We start from the raw sequence: 18,802 nt of genomic DNA on the forward strand, positions 1-18,802 counted from the left end.
GCTTCCTGGATCAGCTCACCAGCTGGATCCGAGATGCGTTGTTGTCGAATGCACGCCTAACTTCTCCACCCCAGAACGTTTCTAGGCATTCGCCCCAGCCCCGAGTCGGGCGCCCCTCCCCAGTTTGCATTGCGGGGAAATTAGCATTCGAGCCGCGATTACGGCCATTCACATTGAGGTAAGCATTCCATGTCAGTTGCATCCGGATACGTCCACATCTCCGTCCGTAACGCCAACAAGGCCGGACAGGCCTCCGGCCTTCGCCAAGGCTTTGGTGGCCGTCCGAGCATCGGCCCCGCCGGCCCCGGCAACAGCTTCCCGGCACCCGGTTACGCGGGGCAGGGCTACAACCCGAACTCCTACGGGCAGTTGCGTGCAGTCCCCGCCGCCGAGTCCGCGCCGGCCACCGCGCCCACCCCGGTGGTCGCCCCGGGCGGCAACCCGCTCCGCCCCGTGCCCAACGACAATGTGGCCCGCGGCTTCGTGCTCTACATGGGCATCGATGAGGAAACCGCCGCCGCCGCCGGCACCTCCATCGCCAAACTGGCCCAGGACATCAGGGCCTATGCCCAGTCCCTCGTGGCCGGCGCCGAAAGCTACGCCGCCGTCGCCGTCGCCCCAGCCTCAGCTCCGGGATCAGCCCTCGACGTCGTCCGGTCCACCTTTGGGGACCCCACCGCCGGCGCCCGCCAGCGCGCCGAGAACACGCGGCTGCAGCAGGCGCAGGATCCGCGTCCGTCCGGCGTGCTGATCGACCTCGCCCGCCGCGAGGTGGCGCTCGACGGCGAATCGCTGAACCTGACGTTCAAGGAATTCGAGCTCCTCAACTACCTGGTGGAGAACGGCACCCGCACCGTGGGCCGCGACGAACTGCTCGAGGGCCTGTGGCGGAACGCCGAAGAGGTTCCCAACGAGCGCACCATCGACGTGCACATCCGCCGCCTGCGCTCCAAGCTGGGCCGGCTGGCCAACACTGTGCGGACCGTGCGTGGCCAGGGCTACCGGTTCTATGAGCACCCGGAGGTTGTGGTCTGGGCCGCTCCGGAGTACTCCATCTAGCTCTAGCTTCGCGCAAAGCGTCCGTTCCTCATTGGGGGCGGGCGCTTTCGCTTTCGAGAAAGCTTCAGCGGCTTTCCGCCGTGCCTTAGACACCTCCTTCGTTCCTCAGTCGGCGATGCGGCACTACGCGGAAAGCCGCTTCTCTTCCTCTCCAAAGCAACAACGGCCAGTACGGAACATGCCGCCTTCTGCCGTTCACGGAGGCAGAGTCCGCTCACTGGCCTCCAATGCTTAGGTCTGTGCGGGCGGGCTAGGCTTGGGGGATGAGTGACCACTACATCAAACGTTTGGTGCTCATGCGGCACGCCAAGGCGGACTGGCCGGGCGGCGTCGCGGACCATGAGCGGCCGCTGGAAGAGCGCGGCCACCGGGAGGCGCCGCTGGCGGGCAAATGGCTGCTCAAGCACGGCGTGGTCCCAGATTTCATCCTTTGCTCCAGCGCACTGCGGACCCGGCAGACCTGCACCTGGGTGTGCAGCGAACTGGGGGATAAGGCCCCGACGCCGAAACTCGAGGACGGTCTCTACGGCGCTTCGGCCTCGCGCATGCTGGCGGTCATCAACCACGTCCCGGATACCGTGACGACGCTGATGGTGATCTCCCACATGCCCGGTGTGCAGGACTTAGCCATGCACCTGGCCTCCCGCGACTCGAACCATGACGCCTACATGGATGCGGCCACGCGCTATCCGACCAGCGGGCTTTCGGTTTTTGAGACGGAGAAGTCCTGGGCCGAACTGGACGGCCAGGACGCCCGGCTGACCCACTTCAAGGTCCCGCGGGCGAAGTAGCGGCCCGGCGCGTGGGCGGACCGATAGTCAGCCCGCTGATTGTGTTGTTTACTGATGCTGTTAATGCTTTTACTGATGGCGTTTTCTTGGCGACCAAGGGAAAAGGTGGATCACCGTGGATTCAGGACAGCTTGTAGGGATCATCGTCGGCGTCGTGGTGGTGCTCGCGATCGTCGCAGTGGCCATCTATTTCAGCCGCAAGCGCAAGACGGCCGCGGACCGGAACCGGGCCGCGGAAATGCGGGAAAAGGCAGAGGCCGACCAGCTGGCAGCCAGGGACCATGAGGCCAAGGCGGCGCGCGCGGAAGCAGACGCCAAAGCCGCCGAAGTCGAGGCCGAACGACTCCGCATGCAGGCCCGCGGCACGCAACAGGAGGCGCAGAACGTCCGCACCGGCGCCGAGGAGCAGCTCCGTCGGGCCGACGAGGTCGATCCGGACGTCGTCACGACCGAGCGCAGCGACGCCGAGACGCGCGACGCTCAGCCCCAGGAGGAACTGCGCCGCGACCGGGGCGACCGCGAGCGTCCGGCGGCAAGCGGCGACACCGCCGCGATCCGGGAGGACGCCGCGGCGGAACGGCGTGACACCGAGGATCCGCACGGCGAGCAGCCGCGCAACCTCTAAGACGCAGGAACACCGGCCCAGCCGCCTGGTGCGGCGCCCCCAATCCGCTGCCGACATCCGCTGCCGCCCGCGGCGATCAGCGCCGGGTGGGAGCCTTGGCAGAGGGCCGGGCCGGTACTTTCACGGCGGGTTTCACCGGCGCTTTCGCTGACGCTTTTGCAGCCGACGACGACGAGGTCCGCTTGGCCGCGGGTACCGGCGTCCGCGCCGTCGTCGTCCGGGAAACGGGAGTCCGCGCTGCGGCGGCGCGCTTCGCGGGAGCCTCTGTTGCCGAAACGCGCGGTGCCGAGGTCCGCGGTGGCGAGGTCCGGGACGCTGCCGGCCGGGAAGCAGGCCGGGCGGGCGGCTTCCGCGGGACCGGGCGGCGGGATGCGGCCGCCGGCCGCCGGGATGCGTACCCAGCGCGTGGTGCGGGGCCGCGGCCGGGCAGGACGGTGCCGGCGAGCAGCAGGAGCAGGGTCGCCGCGCCGGCGGCTGCCGAGAGATAGAAGTACAGGTCCGGGTACGTGCTATCCACGGGAGCGGACAGCGCGTCCGGGGCGGCGTTGAAGGCGAGTCCCCACTGGCGCAGGAACGCGATCCCGAAGCCGATGAAGAGGATGCTGCCCACCCCGCTGGCCAACAGCGTCTTGTGCCGCCGTCGGATCACGACCTCCGCCACGCACGCCACGTAGGCGATGGCGGAGGCGGCGAGGAACCAGAGGGCCTCCGTCTCGTTCAGGGTGGCGCCGGCGAGCACCAGCAACGCCAGGGCGGCCAGCGACGCTCCGATGGCGGTCTTGCCGCTTTTACCCATGTGGCGCATGTGACTAATCATCCCCGAACGGGGCTACTTCACCACGTAGCCACGCATGATCGCCATGATGGCGGCGACGCTTTGCGCCCGGGTCCGCTCTGGGTGGTACGTCTTGCGGTCCAGGCCCACGACAAAACAGGCACCGAAGACAGCGGTCTCCAGGCTGCCGCGGGACAGGTCCGGGTCCACGGGGTACTTGGCCGCCACGGCCTCAATCGCCGCGCCAATCACTCCGAGGAGCGGGCCTCGAAGCTCGGCGAAGGTATCCTGCCACTCACTCGGCGTCCGCCAGCTCTCGCTCATCCACAACCTCGCGAAGGAGGGGTACTCCGCCATGAAGTCCATGGCCTGGCCGATCATTTCGTCCATCGCCCGCAGCGGGTCCGCGGATTCGTCCCTAACGCTGAGCAGCCGCGCCATGAGGATGTCCACCCCGTGCCGGAGCAGCTGGGCGATCAGATCAGACTTGCTGCCGAAGTTGTAATACACCGTGCCCTTGGAGACGCCGGCGGCTGCCGCAATCTCGTCAACCGTCACGCCCGCGGCCCCGCGCTCGCCGATCAGCTCCATCGACGCGTCGAACAACTTCTGTTTGGTCGCGTTGGTGCGCCCGGGCCGGAGTTTCTTGGCTCCCTCGGCGTCAGGCGCCGCGGCCGCGTGTGGCGTGGTGCTCATACGGCGATCTCCGGCTTCAGGGTCTTGAGGGTCCAGAACTTGTGCTTCCGGACGGCGACGGCGGACATTGCCAGTCCCAGCAAAGTGTAGCCAACCATGCCCAGCATGACGGGCAGGATGCTGTCCAGCTCGGCCCCGTAGATCAGGTGCCGCATGCCGTTGACCACATAGCCCATCGGCAGGAGTTGGTGCACCACGTGCAGCGGCTCCGGCGTGGTCTGCCAGGGGAAAGTGCCGCCCGAGGAGACCAGCTGCAGGACCAGCAGGATCAGCACCAGCAGCTTGCCGGGCGAGCCGAGCAGCGCCACGACGCCTTGGATGATCGCGCTGAACGCCATGGCGGCCGCGAGCATCAGAACCCACATCAGCACCGGGTGGGCGGGGTTGAGGCCGAGCCCGACGTCCACCACGAGGGTCAGCAGGCTGGCCTGCACCGCGGCGACGGCCAGGAAGGGCAGCCAGCCGCCGACGGCGATCTTCCACGTCGGCGCGTTGGACGCCAGGGCTCGCTGGGTGACCGGACGCATGGCCTGAACCAGCATGAAGACACCGATCCACAGCGCCAGGGTGAGGAAGAACGGCGCCAGCCCGGCGCCGTAGGAACCGGCCTTGGCCTGCGAGACGTTGCTGACGGCGACCGGGTCGGCCATGACCTTGGCGAGGCTGTTCTTCTGCGCGTCGTCCGGGTTGGGGACCTTGCCGGCGCCCTTGGCGAGTTCGTCGGCGAGGGTGCCGGCGCCGTCGGATGCCTTGGCCGCGCCGCTCTCCAGCTGCGCCGCGCCGTCGTCGAGCTGTTGCACGCCCTGGGCGAGTTTCTCCGCCCCGGCCAGGGCGTTCTGCTGGCCGGCGGCCAGGTCCGCGGTGCCGGCAGCGAGCCGGTCCGCGCCGGTGGAGGCTTGCCCAACGGCGCCGCTGAGGGCAGGGGCTGCCCCGGCCAGCTGCGCGGCCCCCGCGCTGACGGCGGCCGAGCCGTCCGCGAGTTGCTGGACCTGGGCCGCGGCGCCCTTGAGGGCAGCCGCCGTCCCGGTGGGCGGGGCCGCAGCGGCGGAGTCGTAGTCGGCGAGGATGGCGTCAGCCTGCGTCTGGGTGATCGCCCCGGCCGCCAGCAGCCGGCCGTTGGAGGCCACCACCCGGCTGCGCTGGGCCTGTGCTGCGGCCTGTTCCGCGGATGCCAACTGCCCCGCCATGCCCTGCAGCTTGGCGTTCAACGCGGCGTTGCCGGCCGCCACCTGGGCGGCGCCGTCGGCCAGGCGCTGTGAATCAGCGGGCAGCGCGGCGGTCTTGTCCTTGAGCTGGCCCAGCCCCGCGGCGAGCTGTCCGGCCCCGCCGCTTACCGCGTTCGCGCCGTCGACGAGCTTGCGCTGGCCGGCCACCAGTTCACCGGCGCCGCTCTTGAGCCCGGAGGTGCCCTGATGCAGATTGACCGCGCCGTCGTGGAGCGACGACACCCCGCCGGCAAGGTCCCGGGCACCGTCGGAGGCCTTGAGCATCTGGGAATGGATGGTGCCGAAGCCGGTGAGAAGCTGGTTGGCGGTTTCCTCGCCCACCTCCTTCGCGACCGTGCTGTGGACGGCGGTGGTGAGCTTGTCCACGATCGTGCTGAGCAGGTAGTTGTTGGCGTCGTTGGTGGTGACGTTCAGCATGGCCTGGTTGGCGGCGTCGAAGTTGCCGGGCGACGCCAGGTTGGCGGAGAAATCCTTGGGGATCTTCAGCGCGAACGCGTACTTGCCGCTGCTCACGCCCTCGTCCGCGGCCTCCGCGCTGGCGACGGCCTGCCAGTTGAAGACGTGGCCTGCCACGAGGCTGTCGGCGACCTTGCGGCCGGCCTCCAGCCGGGTGCCGTCGGCCGCGCCGGCGCCGGTGTCCTCAACCACCAGGGCGGCGTCGATCTGGTCCAGCCTGCCGTAAGGATCCCAGTTCGCGTACAGGTACACCGCGCCGTAGAGCAGCGGGACCAGGGTCAGCGCAACGATGGTCAGTTTCGGCAGCAGCCCGCCGGTCATTCGCTTGAGTTCTGAGCGGGCCAGCCGCAACACGGTCATCGGGCGTCCTCGGTTTCGAAGTGAAGGAGGCTAGCCGTGGCCGGCGTTGCCTCCGGGGCCTCCGGAGTGCCTGTGGCCGCCGGTGCCGGGACGGCGTTGCCGATGTCCGCGACTGGACCGGTCCAGCCCGGCGGGACGGCGCCAACGGTGGCGACGACGGCGAGCGGCCGCCCGCCGTCGTACGCCAGCTCCTGCAGGCGCGGCAGCCAGTCGGCCGGATCGGCGCTGTGACGGGCGGGCGAGTCCACCACCAGCAGGTCGGTGCGCGGATTGGCGAGGGCCAGGGCTGTCAGGAGCTCCAGGCGCCGGTCCGCGGACAGGTCCTCGACCCAGCGCCCGGCAATGTCCTCGAAGCGGTTGACCTTGAGCCAGGGCGTGCTGAGCAGCGCCCCCCGGAAGCGGCGGGGAATCAGGGCGAGGTCCTCGGTGACCAGGTCCCGGACGCTCAGGTGCTGCTCCGGCTCGTTGACGCCGGGCGCGTCCACGACGGCGCTCGCTTGCCGCAACTCCTTGATCCGGGTGGCGCCGTCCCACTCGACGGTGCCGGCGGAGGCCTTCATCCGGCCGCTCAAGGTCAGTGCCAGCGCGGTGCGCTGGTCCTGGCGGTTGCCGGTGACAAGCAGCAGCTCGCCCCGGGCGGCCTGCAGCGAGGTGGGCGGGAGCAGGAAGTCCCGCCGGCCCTTCACGTGGAGCTGTTGAACGCGGAGCAAGAGGTGCCTTTCGCAGAAATGATCTGCTTCAAGGCTAACTGAACTGACTGGTCAGTTCAAATAAGTGCGGGAGGGTGGCCCCTAGAGCCCGTATTCCTCCAGTAGCCGCAGCCACACCTCGCTGATCGTGGGGTAGGACGGAACGGCGTGCCAGAGCCGGTCCAGCGGGACTTCGCCGACGACGGCGACCGTCGCCGCGTGCAACAGCTCGGCAACGTCGGGACCCGCAAAAGTCGCCCCCAGCAGTACCTTGCGGTCCTCGTCCACCACCAGCTGGGCCCAGCCCTTGTAATGCTCGGAGTGCAGCGAGGACCCCGCCACCTGAATGGGAAGCTCGACGGTGGAGGCCCGGTAGCCGTCCTTCTCGGCCTGGGCCAGGCTGCGGCCCACGTTTGCCAGCTCGGGGTCGGTGAAGACCACATTGGGCACGGCGTGCTCGTCCGCGGTGTGGGCGTAGCTGCTCCACGGCGCCGGCTCGCCGCTCAGGGTGCCGCTGGCGCGGGCGGCAATCGCGTCGCCGGTGGCCCGGGCCTCGTATTTGCCCTGGTGGGTCAGCAGCACCTTGCCCGCGGCGTCACCGACGGCGTAGAGCCACGGGGCGCCGTCGTTCTCTGCCGCTCCCAGGACCAGGCCGCTCGCGTCCGTCCCGAGCCGCAGTGCCTTTCCCTCTTCGGCGGCCAGGCCCACGCTCTCGAGTCCGATTCCTTCCAGTGCGGGGTGCCTGCCGGTGGCGACCAGCAGCTTGTCCACAGTGATGCTGCCGCCGCCGTCAAGGGCCAGTGTGAGCGAGCCGTCGTCGTTCTCCTGCACGCTTTTGGTGCCGGTGTGGAGGTGGAATTCGACACCGTCGGCGCGCAGCCCGGCCTGGACCAGCTCGGCCGCCGGTGCCGGGAACGCGCCGAGCAGCCCGCGGCGGGCCACCAGCGTCACGGCGGCCCCGAGCCGGGCGAAGGCCTGCGCGAGTTCGGTGCCGGCCACCCCGCCACCGAGCACGCCGAGCCGCTGCGGGATCTCCCGGGCCGACGTGGCCTCGCGGGTGGTCCAGAAGTCGACGTCGTCGAGGCCCTCCAGCGGCGGGATGCTCGGGCGTGACCCTGTGGCCAGGACGACGGCGTGGCGTGCCGCCAGCACGTAGTTGTTGCCGTCCAGACCGGCGACCTCCGCGCGGCGGGGGCCGGTGATCCAGCCGTGGCCGCGGATCAGGTCGATCCCGGTGTCCTCCACCCATTTGACCTGGCTGTCGTCCTGCCAGTTGGAAGTGAAATAGTCCCGCCGCTTCAGGACGGCTGCGGTGTCGAGTGTCCCGGTGACTGCTTCCTCGGCGCCGGGCACGGTCTGGGCGCCGTGCAGTGCTGTGCCGGGCCGGAGCAGGGCTTTCGAGGGCATGCAGGCCCAGTAGGAGCACTCGCCGCCCACCAATTCCGCCTCCACCAGGACGACGCTGAGCCCGCCCCGCACCACACGCTCGGCGACGTTCTCGCCCACCGCGCCGGCCCCGATCACGATGACATCGAATTCACGCTCAATCTGTGCCGTCATGGCAACAGCCTAACCCTGCCGGAAATCGGCACCGCGGGGGCTGGCACTGCGGCGGCAAGCGCCGCGGCGCCGTCGCGGATTGGAAGGAAGGAACCGGCGGCAGCGGCCGGCGAAACGGGATACGGCCGGGAAACAAAAAATCCGCACCGGCCGGGCCGGTGCGGATCTTCGTTTACTGCTCTTTGGTGCGCCCAGAGGGATTCGAACCCCCGGCCTTCTGTTCCGTAGACAGACGCTCTATCCAGCTGAGCTATGGGCGCATTCGCGGCTCTTTGGGAACTTCTCGCTCCCCGAACCTCGAATTACTTTACGCGAGGTCGGCCCGTTGTTCCAAATCCGCAGCCGTGTAATCTGCCCGACTAGACCGGTCTACGTGACCTTAATCACAGTTTATCCAGTCTCCGAAGTTACGAAACCTTGAATTTCCGGGGTTTTTAGATTCCGGTCGCGCAGTCAACCCGCATTTGGTCCTGAAAATGAAGCCTCCGCGAGACCTAGCATTTAGGACACACCACTGAACCCGAGGAAGGGAACCGTAATGGGCGATCTGGCGCGACTGCCGCTGCTTGAGAAAGCACCCACCACTCATGCTGGACTGCTGGCGTGGGTCGAAGAGGTAGCTGAACTGACCCAGCCGGACCGGATCCACTGGGTTGATGGTTCGGAAGAGGAAAATACCCGGCTCACGGATGAACTCGTGGCTGCCGGCACCCTGACCCGGTTGAACGAGAAGCTGTTCCCGAAGTCCTTCGCGGCGTTCTCGGACCCAGCCGACGTCGCCCGCGTCGAAGAGCAGACCTTCATCTGCTCCGAGAACGAGCGCGACGCAGGCTTCACTAACAACTGGATGGCCCCGGCGGAGATGAAGGAGAAGCTGCGCGGACTGTTCAGCGGCTCCATGCGCGGCCGCACCATGTACGTCATCCCGTTCGTCATGGGCCACCTTGATGCAGAGGACCCCAAGTTCGGCGTAGAGATCACGGACAGCGCCTACGTGGTGGCTTCCATGCGCATCATGGCCACCATCGGCAGCGAAGTCTTGGACAAGATCACCGCCACCAACGCCTTCTACGTTCCGGCCCTGCATTCCCTGGGCGCGCCGCTGGCCCCCGGCCAGGCTGACGTCGCCTGGCCGTGCAACCCGGACAAGTGGATTGTGCACTTCCCCGAAGAGCGGTCCATCTGGTCCTTCGGCTCCGGCTACGGCGGCAACGCCCTGCTCGGAAAGAAGTGCTACGCCCTGCGCATCGCCTCCGTGATGGCCCGCGACGAGGGCTGGCTGGCCGAGCACATGCTCATCCTGAAGCTGACCTCGCCGGAGAAGAAGAACTACTACATTTCCGCGGCCTTCCCCTCCGCGTGTGGCAAGACCAACCTCGCCCTGCTCGATCCCACGATCGAGGGCTGGAACGTCGAGACCCTCGGAGACGACATCACCTGGATGCGGATCGGCAAGGAAGGGGAACTGCGCGCCACCAACCCGGAGGCCGGCCTCTTCGGCGTCGCCCCGGGCACCGGGTGGGGTACCAACCCGAACGCGATGCGTGCCATCGCCAAGGGACACAGCATCTTCACGAACGTCGCCCTCACGGACGACGGCGGCGTGTGGTGGGAGGGCATGACCGACGAGGTCCCGGCGCACCTGACCGACTGGCAGGGCAACGACTGGACGCCAGCGTCGGACAAGCCTGCCGCGCACCCCAACTCCCGCTTCTGCACCCCGATCTCCCAGGTCGATATGCTCGCCGAGGAATACTTCAGTCCCGAGGGCGTGGAGCTTTCCGCGATCCTCTTCGGCGGTAGGCGCAAGACCACGGTTCCGCTGGTCACTCAGGCCCGTAGCTGGACCAACGGCATCTTCATGGGCTCCACGCTTTCCTCGGAGACCACCGCCGCGGCTGCCGGCCAGGTCGGCGTGCTCCGGCGCGACCCGATGGCCATGTTGCCCTTTATCGGCTACGACGCCGGCGACTACCTGAAGCACTGGATCAGCGTCTCCGGTAAGGCCAACCCTGAGCGGCTGCCGCACATCTTCCTGGTCAACTGGTTCCGCCGCACGGCCGACGGCGGTTTCGCGTGGCCCGGCTTCGGTGACAACGCCCGTGTCCTCAAGTGGGCCATCGAGCGCATCGAGGGCAAGGCAGACGCCATCGAGACCCCCATCGGTTTCGTGCCGGCCGGGCACTCGCTGGACCTCACCGGACTGGACCTGACCCACGCCCACGTGGAGGACGCCGTGCGCGTGGACCGCGCGGAATGGGACACCGAGCTGGCCTCCATCGAGGAGTGGTACGCGAAGTTCGGCGACTCGCTGCCGGACGCGCTGCGCTCCGAGCTGGAAAGCCTGAAAGAACGGATGGCCACGCACTAGCCTGCGGCTGAACGAACGACGGCGGCCCCGCACCTTTCGCAAGGTGCGGGGCCGCCGTCGTTGTCTCATCGATTGCTCCGCAAGTGGCCTTTTGAACCCTGATAAGGGCTCCTGCGGAGCAATGGATGCCCAGGTCAGTTGGCGAGCCAGATGTCCGGGCCGAAGACCTCGTAGTGGATCTTGGTGGCCGGGATGCCGGCGTTGATGGCTTCGTTGCGGATGTTCTTCATGAACGGCAGCGGGCCGCACAGGTACAGCGAGGCGTTGGCCGGGAGGTCCACTTCGCGCAGCGACATGAAGCCCTCCTTGGTTCCGGCCACGGGCTGCTCCAGCCAGAGCTGGAGTTCGGCGCCCTCGAGGCGCTCGACGTCGTCCGTCATCTGGTCGCGCAGGGCCCAGCTGTCCAGGCTGCTTTCCGCGTGCAGGACCAGGACCTGTCGGTCCGAGCCGGACTCGGCGAGGGAGCGCAGAATGGACGCGGTGGGCGTGCAGCCGATGCCGGCCGAGGCCAGGACTACGGGGCCGTCGCCCTCCTTGAGCGTGATTTCGCCGTACGGGTTGGAGATTTCGAGGATGTCGCCGACCTCCACGGTGTTGTGCAGCACGGGGGAGACTTCGCCGCCGTCGTCTTTCTTGGTGGTGAAGCTGCGGCTGGTGCCGGCGTCGCCGGACAGCGAGTACTGGCGGACCTGGCGGAGGCCGTCCGGGAGGGTGACCTTGACGCTGACGTATTGACCCGGAAGCGCGGGGGTGATTGGGGTGTCGTCGCCCGGTTCCAGGGTGAAGGTCATGGAGCCGGTACCGGCCGGGGTCTTGGCTGCCACTTTCCAGGGCGTCCACATCTTGCCGTTGGCCTGTGCGGCGTAGAGGCCCTTCTCGAGCTTGATCAGCGCGTCGGCCATCAGCCAATAAACCTCGGTCCACGCTTCGGCGATTTCCGGGGTGATGACCTCGGCCAGGTCCTCGGCAATGGCCGCGAACAGGTGCTCGTAGACCACCTGGTACTGCGGTTCGGTGATGCCGAGCGAGGCGTGGCGGTGGGCGATGCGTGAAAGCACGGTTTCCGGCAGGGTCCCCGGGTGGCTCACGAGGTGGCTGGCGAAAGCGGCGATGCTCCCGGCCAGGGCCTGCTGCTGGTTGCCGTTGCGCTGGTTGGACCGGCTGAAGAGCCCGTCCAGCAGTTCGGGGTGGGCGGCGAAGAGCCGGGCATAAAACTTGGGGGTGATCTCGCCGATCCGGGATCCGACCAGCGGCAGGGTGGCCTCGATGACGGGGAAGGACTTGTCCGAGAGCATTGCTGACTCCTGAGATAGAGGTCCGGGGTCTTCAACCGGACCGTTCCGAAATACTTGCATTTGAAATACGAGTATTTATGCCTCAGTTCTACACTTCGTAGAAAAGCTGCGCAAATCGGTGACGGGGCATCGCGCTGGCAGGTTGTGGCCGCTACAGGCCGGGGCGCAGGCCGATCGCCTGAAAGACGGGATTCATCTGCCGCGAGGTGGGCAGCGACGCGACGACAATGTCGTCAAGCTCACGGTAAAACGCCTCGCGGGCACGGCCCAGGGCCCCGCGGAGCCGGCACTCGTTGATCAGCGGGCAACTGCCGCCGGCGTCGACGCAGTCGGCCGGGTCGGTTCGGGTGTCCAGCGTTCGCAACAGCTGCCCCACCGTGGCGGTGCGGCCCGCGCCGCTGAGCCGGGAGCCCCCGTTGCGGCCGCGCACGACGTCGATCAGGCCCAGTTCCCGCAGCTTCGCCATCGCCTTGCTGACGTGGTTGTAGGGCGTGCCGACGGCGTCCGCGATGCTCTGCGTGGTGAGCAGCTCGCCCTCGGCCGCGGCCGCGAGCACCATCATTGCGCGCAGGCTCACGTCCGCGAAGGCGTTGATCTTCATGGCACCGGCCTGGTCTAGTCCACCCAGACAGCGGGTTCGCTGGTGTCGGCGGAGAGCTCGCCGAACGCCAGCTCGTTGGTCGCCGGGTCCGCGCCGTAGGGGAGCACCGCCGCGAAGACAGAGCCGTCCTGGTGCTCGGCGGCGACGTGGATCGCGTCGGAGTCCTCCTCCAGCAAGGTGATGTCGCAGACGATCGCGGCGGCGCGGAACTCGTCACGGTGCTGACGGAGCAGTTCGGTGAGGTCATCGATCATGCCGTCGGCGTCGAAGTCGGCTTCACTGTCCTCGGCCGCGTCGGCCGGGGTGACTGCGACGAGGCGGACCTCGCCGTCGTTTTCCACCACCAGGGCGAAGGGCAGGAAGCCGCCGTTGCGCTCCAGCTGCTCCTGGGCCGCCCCGACGCCGGTGCCCAGCAGGTTCTCCAGGTCCGTGGCGCTGGAATCCGGCACCGAGCCCCGCCAGGAGTCCGCGGCAGGGTCGGCCGGCTGCAGGATGGTGCCCCGGCCTTCGGCTGATTCGGTCATCGCCATCAGCCCCGGACCAGGGCCAGGACCCGGTCGCGGACGCGTTCCATGATGTCCAAGTCCGTGGCCTCCACGTTCAGGCGGAGGAACGGTTCGGTATTGGACGGGCGCAGGTTGAACCAGTAGCTGCCGTCCGCCGCGATGAAAGTGCTGCCGTCAAGGTGGTCCACCTCAACGTCCTCTTCCTGGAAGTCGGCGCGGACGCGCTCCACGGCCCCGGCCTTGTCCTCGATTTCGGAGTTAATCTCGCCGGAGGACCGGTAGGGCTCGTATTCCCGGCCGAGTTCGGACAATGGCCCGTCCTGCTCGCCGAGGGCCGCCAGGACGTGCATGGCGGCCAGCATGCCGGTATCCGCATTCCAGAAATCGCGGAAGTAAAAGTGTGCCGAGTGCTCGCCGCCGAACACCGCACCTTCGGCCGCCATGACGGCCTTGATGAAGGAGTGTCCCACGCGCGTGCGGACGGCCCGGCCGCCGTCACGGGCCACCAGCTCGGGCACAGCCCTCGACGTCAGGAGGTTGTGGATGATAGTCGGGTTGTCCTCGCCGTTGGCGATGGCCCGGGCAATCTCGCGGCGGGCCACCATGCCGGTGACGGCCGACGGCGAAACCGGCTCGCCCTTCTCGTCGATCACGAAGCAACGGTCGGCGTCACCGTCGAACGCCAGGCCGATGTCCGCGCCGTGCTCGACGACGGCGGCCTGCAGGTCGCGCAGGTTTTCCGGTTCCAGCGGGTTGGCCGGGTGGTTCGGGAAGGATCCGTCGAGCTCGAAGTAGAGCGGGATGATCTCGAGCGGCAACTTGGCCAGCAGCGTGTCACCCAGCACGGCCGGGGTGGTCATGCCGGCCATGCCGTTGCCGGCGTCGACTACGACCTTGAGCGGACGGGACCGGCTGAGGTCAACGAGGCTGCGCAGGTACTTGGAGTAGTCCTTGAGCACGTCGCGCACGCTGATCAGGCCGCGGGTGCCGTGCGCCGGGATGGTGCCGGCGTTGAGGTAGTCCTCGGCCAGGGCCTGGATCTCTTTCAACCCGGTTTCGGAGGAGATCGGCACGGCTCCGGCCTTGGCCATTTTGATGCCGTTGTACTCGGCGGGGTTGTGGCTCGCGGTGAAGGTGGCGCCGGCGGCGTTCAGGGCGCCGCAGGCGTAGTACAGCTCGTCGGTGGAGATCAGGTCCAGCAGCTGTACGTTGGCCCCCCGCGTGGCCGCGCCGCTGGCAAAGGCCCGGCTGAACTCCGGGGAGGAGGGGCGCATGTCGCCGCCGACCAGCACGGTCTGCCCGGCCAGGTCCAGGACGTCGACGAAGGCAGCCCCCACGGCCTCGACGATTTCCGCGGTGATGGATTCGCCCACAATCCCGCGCACGTCGTAGGCCTTGAAGGAAGCCGAGAGGTCAAAAGTCTTTGTCTGGTTGCTAGTCACGCTGACCATCTTACGGGGCCGCGGCCCCGGGCCGGCTGGTGCCGGAGGCGTATGTGGACAGCGAATCTCCACATACGCCTTCGCCCGCTTCGCGGCTGTCGGAGGGGACTGGGATACTGAAGCAATGGCCAATAACCAGAACGCTGCAGTCCTTTCCGCTTCCGAACCAGCTCCCGCCGGGGCCGGCGGGACGCGTGACCAGGCCCAGACAGTGCTGCGCGAACTGGTGGGACATCCGGGGGCCGAATTCCACGACGGCCAGTTCGAGGCCATCGAGGCGCTCGTCGACGGCGGCCGCCGCGCCCTCGTCGTGCAGCGCACCGGCTGGGGGAAATCAGCTGTGTACTTCGTCGCGTCGCTGTTGCTTCGCCGCCGCGGTGCCGGCCCCACCCTGATCGTGTCCCCGCTGCTGGCCCTGATGCGCGACCAGGTCGCCGCCGCCGCGCGGGCAGGCGTCCGGGCGGTGGCCATCAACTCGGCCAACCAGCTCGAATGGGACACCGTCCGCGAACAGCTCGCGGCCGATGAGGTGGACGTGCTCCTCGTCTCCCCGGAGCGGCTGACCAATCCGTCGTTCCGCGAGAACCAACTGCCCGAACTGGTCCGTCGGACCGGCCTGCTGGTGATTGATGAGGCCCACTGCATCTCGGACTGGGGCCATGACTTCCGCCCCGACTACCGGCGGATCGCGGACCTGATCACCCAGCTGCCCGACAGCGTGCCGGTCCTGGCCACCACGGCCACCGCCAACTCGAGGGTGGTGCACGACATAGAGGAACAGCTCGGCGAGGGCGTGCTGACCATCCGCGGCGCCCTGGGCCGGGAGTCATTGCGGCTGGGCGTCCTGCGCCTGCCCGACTCCCGGGAGCGGCTGGGCTGGCTGCTCACGCACCTAAAGGACCTTCCCGGCAGCGGCATCATCTACACCCTCACCGTCTCCGCCGCCGAGGACACCGCCCGGCTCCTCGCCGAAGCGGGCCACGAAGTGCTCGCCTACACCGGCCGGACCGATCCCGCAGACCGGGAACGTGCCGAACAACTGCTTAAGGACAACCAGGTGAAGGCGCTCGTGGCCACCTCGGCCCTCGGCATGGGATTCGATAAGCCGGACCTCGGTTTCGTGGTGCACCTCGGCGCGCCCTCCTCCCCGGTCGCGTACTACCAACAGGTGGGACGTGCCGGCCGCGGGGCCGCGAACGCCGACGTGCTGCTCCTGCCCGGCTCCGAGGACCGGGACATCTGGCAATACTTCGCCACTGCCTCGATGCCCTCGGAAGAAAAGGCCGCCGCCGTCCTGACCGCCCTCGCCGAGGCAGGCACGGCAGTGTCCACCGTGGCACTCGAGGCCCGGGTGGATCTGCGGCGGACGCCGCTGGAACTGCTGCTGAAGGTGCTGGCCGTGGACGGCGCCGTCGAACGGGTGGGCGGAGGGTGGCGTTCCACCGGCAGGCCGTGGACGTACGACGCCGAGCGGTACCGCCGGATTGCCGAGGCGCGGGTGGACGAACAGGACTCCATGGTCATCTACCAGGACACCGCGGGCTGCCGGATGGAGTACATCACCTCTGTTCTCGACGACGAGACGGCCCGTGCCTGCGGCCGTTGCGACAACTGTGCCGGCCGGTGGTTCCCGGCCGACATCGCCACCGACGCGACGGCCGCGGCCGGCGCGACCCTGAGCCGTGCCGGGACGGTGCTGGAACCGCGGCTGCAGTGGCCCAGCGGCATGGACCGCCTGGGCGTGAACGTTAAGGGCAAGATCAAACCGGAAGAAAGCCTGGCCAACGGCCGCGTGCTGGCCCGGCTGACAGACCTGGGCTGGGGCGGAGCCCTCCGGGAGACTTTCGCTGCCGGCGCCCCCGACCGGACCGTGGACCAGGGAATGCTGCGCGCCTGTGTGCAGGTCCTGCGCGAGTGGGGCACCGGCGACGCCCGCACGCCCGGTTGGAGCGGCGCGGGCCGGCCGGCCGCGATCATCAGCATCCCGTCCCGCGGCAAGCCCGAACTCGTGGAGTCGCTGGCGCGCGGCATCTCCGAGATCGGCCGGATCCCGTACCTGGGCCAGCTGCAGCTCGCCCACGGCGGCCCCACGGGCGGCCGTGGCGGCAACAGCGCCTACCGGCTCGCCGGTGTCTGGGACCGCCTCGTGGTCGGGCCCGAACTGGCCGCGGCGCTGGACGGCATCCAGGGCCGGAGCGTCATGCTGGTGGACGATCTGGTGGACAGCCGATGGACCGTGACCGTGGCCGGACGGGCGCTCCGGCTCGCGGGCGCCGGGGCTGTGTTACCGCTGGTCCTCGGCCAGGCCGGCTGAACCGCGGGGCTGCCCTGTTCGGGCTCACGGCCGGGCGTTCGGCGGTTCCGATTCGAGCACGGCCATGGCCGCGTTGTGGCCACCGATGGCGCTGACGGCGCCGCCGCGGCGGGCGCCCGAGCCACAGAGCAGGAGCTGCGGGTCATCCGTGGCCACGCCCCAGCGCTGAGCCGGGGTGTCCCGGGGAGCGTCGTCGTCCACGAACGGCCAGTCGAGGCCGCCGTGGAAGATGTTGCCGCGCGGCATGCCGACGGCGCGTTCGATGTCCAGGGTGGTCTTCGTTTCGATGCATGGCCGGCCATCCGGACCAGTCAGCAGCAGTTCCTCGACCGGCTCGGCCAGGACACTGTTGAGGGAACGCAGCACCGCCGCCTGCAGCTCCGCCCGACGGTTCTCGTTGTTTTCAGCGGTGATCAGCCGGTCCGGGACATGCAGGCCGAACACGGTAAGGGTCTGGGCACCGGACTCGTGCAGTTCGGGCGACAGGATACTGGGGTCGGTCAGCGAGTGGCAGTAAATTTCGCACGGCAGGGGTTCCGGGACGGTGCCGGCAGCGGCGCTGAGGTAGGCGGCGTCCAGTTGGGCCCAAGTTTCGTTGATGTGGAAGGTACCGCCGAACGCAGCCTCAGGGCTGACGGCCGCGTCCCGTAGACGCGGCAGCCGCCGGAGCAGCAGGTTCACTTTGACCTGGGCGCCCTCACGGAGGTGGTTCGGATTTTGCGCGGCGGGCGGCCACCCTGCACGTGCCGCGGTATCAGTTCCAGTTGCGGTGGCTGGGCCCGTTCCGGTCGGCGCTTCGTGGCGCAGCCGGTCCAGGACGACAGGGGCCACGTTCGACAGGACCCAAGGGGCAACAGCGGTGTGGTCAGCGCCGGCGTGCCGGTAGCCCACCACGCCGCCTGGGCGGACCGACGTGACCTCCGCCGACACCCGGATGGTTGCTCCGGCCTCGCGGGCGGCCCGCTCAAGCTCACCGGACACTGCACCCATCCCGCCGACCGGCACGTCCCAGTCGCCCGTCCCGCCGCCGATCAAGTGGTACAGGAAACAGATGTTCTGTTGGAGGTCGGCGTCGTCGGCGCGGGCGAAGGTGCCGATCAGCGCATCGGTCAGCACAACCCCGCGGACCAGCTCGTGCCGCACTGCCTCGGTGACGGCGTGTCCGATCGGCTGCTCGATCATGTTTTCCCATGCTTCCCCGGCCCCGGCCCGAAGCGCCAGGGACCTGGCCTCCGAGCGGGTGGGCAGCGGGGAGGTCATCGTCGGCCAAAGTGCCCGCGTCAGCTTCCCGCAACTGGCATAGAAGTCGGTGAAGCCGCGGAAGTCGTCTGGCGCTCCGATCCCAGCGAAGGAGGCGTCCGTGGCGTAAGGGTCTTCATTGTCGATCAGGAGCGCCTGGGCCGGGTTGGCGGGGACCGGCGTGTACGAAGAGTACCTCCGCCGCGCGAGCGTGATGCGGAGGTCGAGGTCGTCGATGATCTGGCGCGGCAACAGGCTGACGAGGTAGGAATAGCGCGAGAGCCGGGCCTCGACGCCGTCGAACGCCTGCGCGGATACGGCGGCCCCGCCGGGGTGCGCGAGCTTCTCCAGCAGCAGGACCTTCCGTCCGGCCTTGGACAGGTACGCTGCCGCGGCCAGGCCGTTGTGGCCGCCGCCGACGATGATGGCGTCAAATGCGTGGTTGGTCGACATGCGCCCATCCTGCCATCTGGACGCCGCCGACCAGCGGCAGGGCCGGCGGCGGGCGTTTCGACCATCTTCGCCGGAGGTGAGGGAGCATTCCCCGTATACCCGCCGGAGGTGAGGGAGCATTCCCCGTATACCCGCCGGAGGTGAGGGAGCGTGCCCCTCGTACCCGCCGGAGGTGAGGGAGCGTGCCCCTCGTACCCCTCTACGTCAGGCTGGTTGTGAGTCAGTCAGTGATTGAAGAGGAGCAGGAGTAGCCATGACTGTTGGTCCGCGAGGTATTAGCCGCGATGAGATTCGAGAATTGGTGCATCAGTATTACGTGCAGCCGTACGGGACGAGGAAGGAAT

15 protein-coding genes and 1 tRNA gene are annotated in these 18,802 nt (G+C 68.5%); 5 read left to right on the plus strand and 11 right to left on the minus strand.

The window, feature by feature from the left end; genetic code table 11:
- Positions 1 to 189: 189 nt before the first annotated feature.
- From AC1DGI_RS01600 to AC1DGI_RS01610, 3 genes are all read left to right on the plus strand, one after another.
- Positions 190 to 1,059, plus strand: coding sequence for a winged helix-turn-helix domain-containing protein (locus tag AC1DGI_RS01600; protein WP_441401211.1), 870 nt, complete (start codon positions 190 to 192; stop codon positions 1,057 to 1,059).
- A 263-nt stretch (positions 1,060 to 1,322) separates the two neighbouring features.
- The gene (locus AC1DGI_RS01605) at positions 1,323 to 1,850 is read left to right on the plus strand and encodes a SixA phosphatase family protein (protein ID WP_441401210.1); all 528 of its coding nucleotides are present in this window, start codon (positions 1,323 to 1,325) and stop codon (positions 1,848 to 1,850) included.
- A 115-nt stretch (positions 1,851 to 1,965) separates the two neighbouring features.
- Positions 1,966 to 2,475, plus strand: a complete 510-nt coding sequence (locus AC1DGI_RS01610) for a hypothetical protein (protein ID WP_441401208.1) — start codon at positions 1,966 to 1,968, stop codon at positions 2,473 to 2,475.
- A gap of 76 nt (positions 2,476 to 2,551) precedes the next feature.
- Here AC1DGI_RS01610 and AC1DGI_RS01615 read toward each other — a convergent pair whose 3' ends face one another.
- From AC1DGI_RS01615 to AC1DGI_RS01640, 6 genes are all read right to left on the minus strand, one after another.
- Complete coding sequence (locus AC1DGI_RS01615; RefSeq protein WP_476897505.1) at positions 2,552 to 3,271, minus strand: hypothetical protein; 720 nt, start codon at positions 3,269 to 3,271, stop codon at positions 2,552 to 2,554.
- 33 nt (positions 3,272 to 3,304) lie between these two features.
- Positions 3,305 to 3,946, minus strand: a complete 642-nt coding sequence (locus AC1DGI_RS01620; RefSeq protein WP_441400881.1) for a TetR/AcrR family transcriptional regulator — start codon at positions 3,944 to 3,946, stop codon at positions 3,305 to 3,307.
- Positions 3,943 to 5,988, minus strand: a complete 2,046-nt coding sequence (locus AC1DGI_RS01625; protein ID WP_476897506.1) for a YhgE/Pip family protein — start codon at positions 5,986 to 5,988, stop codon at positions 3,943 to 3,945. The genes AC1DGI_RS01620 and AC1DGI_RS01625 overlap by 4 nt, the downstream gene beginning before the upstream one ends.
- Positions 5,985 to 6,698, minus strand: coding sequence for an ABC transporter ATP-binding protein (locus AC1DGI_RS01630; protein WP_476897507.1), 714 nt, complete (start codon positions 6,696 to 6,698; stop codon positions 5,985 to 5,987). Before AC1DGI_RS01630 ends, AC1DGI_RS01625 begins: the two co-directional genes overlap by 4 nt.
- A gap of 81 nt (positions 6,699 to 6,779) precedes the next feature.
- On the minus strand, positions 6,780 to 8,237 hold the full coding sequence (locus AC1DGI_RS01635) for a dihydrolipoyl dehydrogenase family protein (protein WP_476897508.1): 1,458 nt from the start codon (positions 8,235 to 8,237) through the stop codon (positions 6,780 to 6,782).
- A 183-nt stretch (positions 8,238 to 8,420) separates the two neighbouring features.
- A tRNA-Arg gene (locus AC1DGI_RS01640) sits at positions 8,421 to 8,497 on the minus strand.
- A gap of 278 nt (positions 8,498 to 8,775) precedes the next feature.
- Between AC1DGI_RS01640 and AC1DGI_RS01645 the strand changes: the two genes are divergently transcribed.
- On the plus strand, positions 8,776 to 10,608 hold the full coding sequence (locus AC1DGI_RS01645) for a phosphoenolpyruvate carboxykinase (GTP) (protein ID WP_441400888.1): 1,833 nt from the start codon (positions 8,776 to 8,778) through the stop codon (positions 10,606 to 10,608).
- Positions 10,609 to 10,742: 134 nt separating this feature from the next.
- Here AC1DGI_RS01645 and AC1DGI_RS01650 read toward each other — a convergent pair whose 3' ends face one another.
- The 4 genes from AC1DGI_RS01650 to AC1DGI_RS01665 form a co-directional block, all read right to left on the minus strand.
- Positions 10,743 to 11,903, minus strand: a complete 1,161-nt coding sequence (locus AC1DGI_RS01650) for a globin domain-containing protein (RefSeq protein ID WP_441400890.1) — start codon at positions 11,901 to 11,903, stop codon at positions 10,743 to 10,745.
- 151 nt (positions 11,904 to 12,054) lie between these two features.
- Complete coding sequence (locus tag AC1DGI_RS01655; protein ID WP_476897509.1) at positions 12,055 to 12,504, minus strand: RrF2 family transcriptional regulator; 450 nt, start codon at positions 12,502 to 12,504, stop codon at positions 12,055 to 12,057.
- A gap of 14 nt (positions 12,505 to 12,518) precedes the next feature.
- Complete coding sequence (locus AC1DGI_RS01660; RefSeq protein WP_441401989.1) at positions 12,519 to 13,028, minus strand: hypothetical protein; 510 nt, start codon at positions 13,026 to 13,028, stop codon at positions 12,519 to 12,521.
- 5 nt (positions 13,029 to 13,033) lie between these two features.
- Complete coding sequence (locus tag AC1DGI_RS01665) at positions 13,034 to 14,452, minus strand: phosphomannomutase/phosphoglucomutase (RefSeq protein WP_441401988.1); 1,419 nt, start codon at positions 14,450 to 14,452, stop codon at positions 13,034 to 13,036.
- A 124-nt stretch (positions 14,453 to 14,576) separates the two neighbouring features.
- Here AC1DGI_RS01665 and AC1DGI_RS01670 point away from each other — a divergent pair, with 124 nt between their 5' ends.
- Complete coding sequence (locus AC1DGI_RS01670; RefSeq protein WP_476897510.1) at positions 14,577 to 16,766, plus strand: RecQ family ATP-dependent DNA helicase; 2,190 nt, start codon at positions 14,577 to 14,579, stop codon at positions 16,764 to 16,766.
- A 24-nt stretch (positions 16,767 to 16,790) separates the two neighbouring features.
- On the opposite strand, the gene AC1DGI_RS01675 is transcribed toward AC1DGI_RS01670, so the two are convergent.
- On the minus strand, positions 16,791 to 18,458 hold the full coding sequence (locus tag AC1DGI_RS01675; RefSeq protein ID WP_441401986.1) for a phytoene desaturase family protein: 1,668 nt from the start codon (positions 18,456 to 18,458) through the stop codon (positions 16,791 to 16,793).
- Positions 18,459 to 18,802: the final 344 nt, after the last annotated feature.

It is taken from the genome of Arthrobacter sp. 05N428_2, from assembly GCF_056397065.1.

Excerpts from the sequence above, each read along its gene's own strand:
- AC1DGI_RS01600 (WP_441401211.1), top strand. The coding sequence starts at position 190 with ATGTCAGTTGCATCCGGATACGTCCACATCTCCGTCCGTAACGCCAAC.
- AC1DGI_RS01605 (WP_441401210.1), top strand. The coding sequence starts at position 1,323 with ATGAGTGACCACTACATCAAACGTTTGGTGCTCATGCGGCACGCCAAG.
- AC1DGI_RS01615 (WP_476897505.1), bottom strand. The coding sequence starts at position 3,271 with ATGGGTAAAAGCGGCAAGACCGCCATCGGAGCGTCGCTGGCCGCCCTG.
- AC1DGI_RS01620 (WP_441400881.1), bottom strand. The coding sequence starts at position 3,946 with ATGAGCACCACGCCACACGCGGCCGCGGCGCCTGACGCCGAGGGAGCC.
- AC1DGI_RS01625 (WP_476897506.1), bottom strand. The coding sequence starts at position 5,988 with ATGACCGTGTTGCGGCTGGCCCGCTCAGAACTCAAGCGAATGACCGGC.
- AC1DGI_RS01635 (WP_476897508.1), bottom strand. The coding sequence starts at position 8,237 with ATGACGGCACAGATTGAGCGTGAATTCGATGTCATCGTGATCGGGGCC.
- AC1DGI_RS01645 (WP_441400888.1), top strand. The coding sequence starts at position 8,776 with ATGGGCGATCTGGCGCGACTGCCGCTGCTTGAGAAAGCACCCACCACT.
- AC1DGI_RS01650 (WP_441400890.1), bottom strand. The coding sequence starts at position 11,903 with ATGCTCTCGGACAAGTCCTTCCCCGTCATCGAGGCCACCCTGCCGCTG.
- AC1DGI_RS01655 (WP_476897509.1), bottom strand. The coding sequence starts at position 12,504 with ATGAAGATCAACGCCTTCGCGGACGTGAGCCTGCGCGCAATGATGGTG.
- AC1DGI_RS01660 (WP_441401989.1), bottom strand. The coding sequence starts at position 13,028 with ATGACCGAATCAGCCGAAGGCCGGGGCACCATCCTGCAGCCGGCCGAC.
- AC1DGI_RS01670 (WP_476897510.1), top strand. The coding sequence starts at position 14,577 with ATGGCCAATAACCAGAACGCTGCAGTCCTTTCCGCTTCCGAACCAGCT.
- AC1DGI_RS01675 (WP_441401986.1), bottom strand. The coding sequence starts at position 18,458 with ATGTCGACCAACCACGCATTTGACGCCATCATCGTCGGCGGCGGCCAC.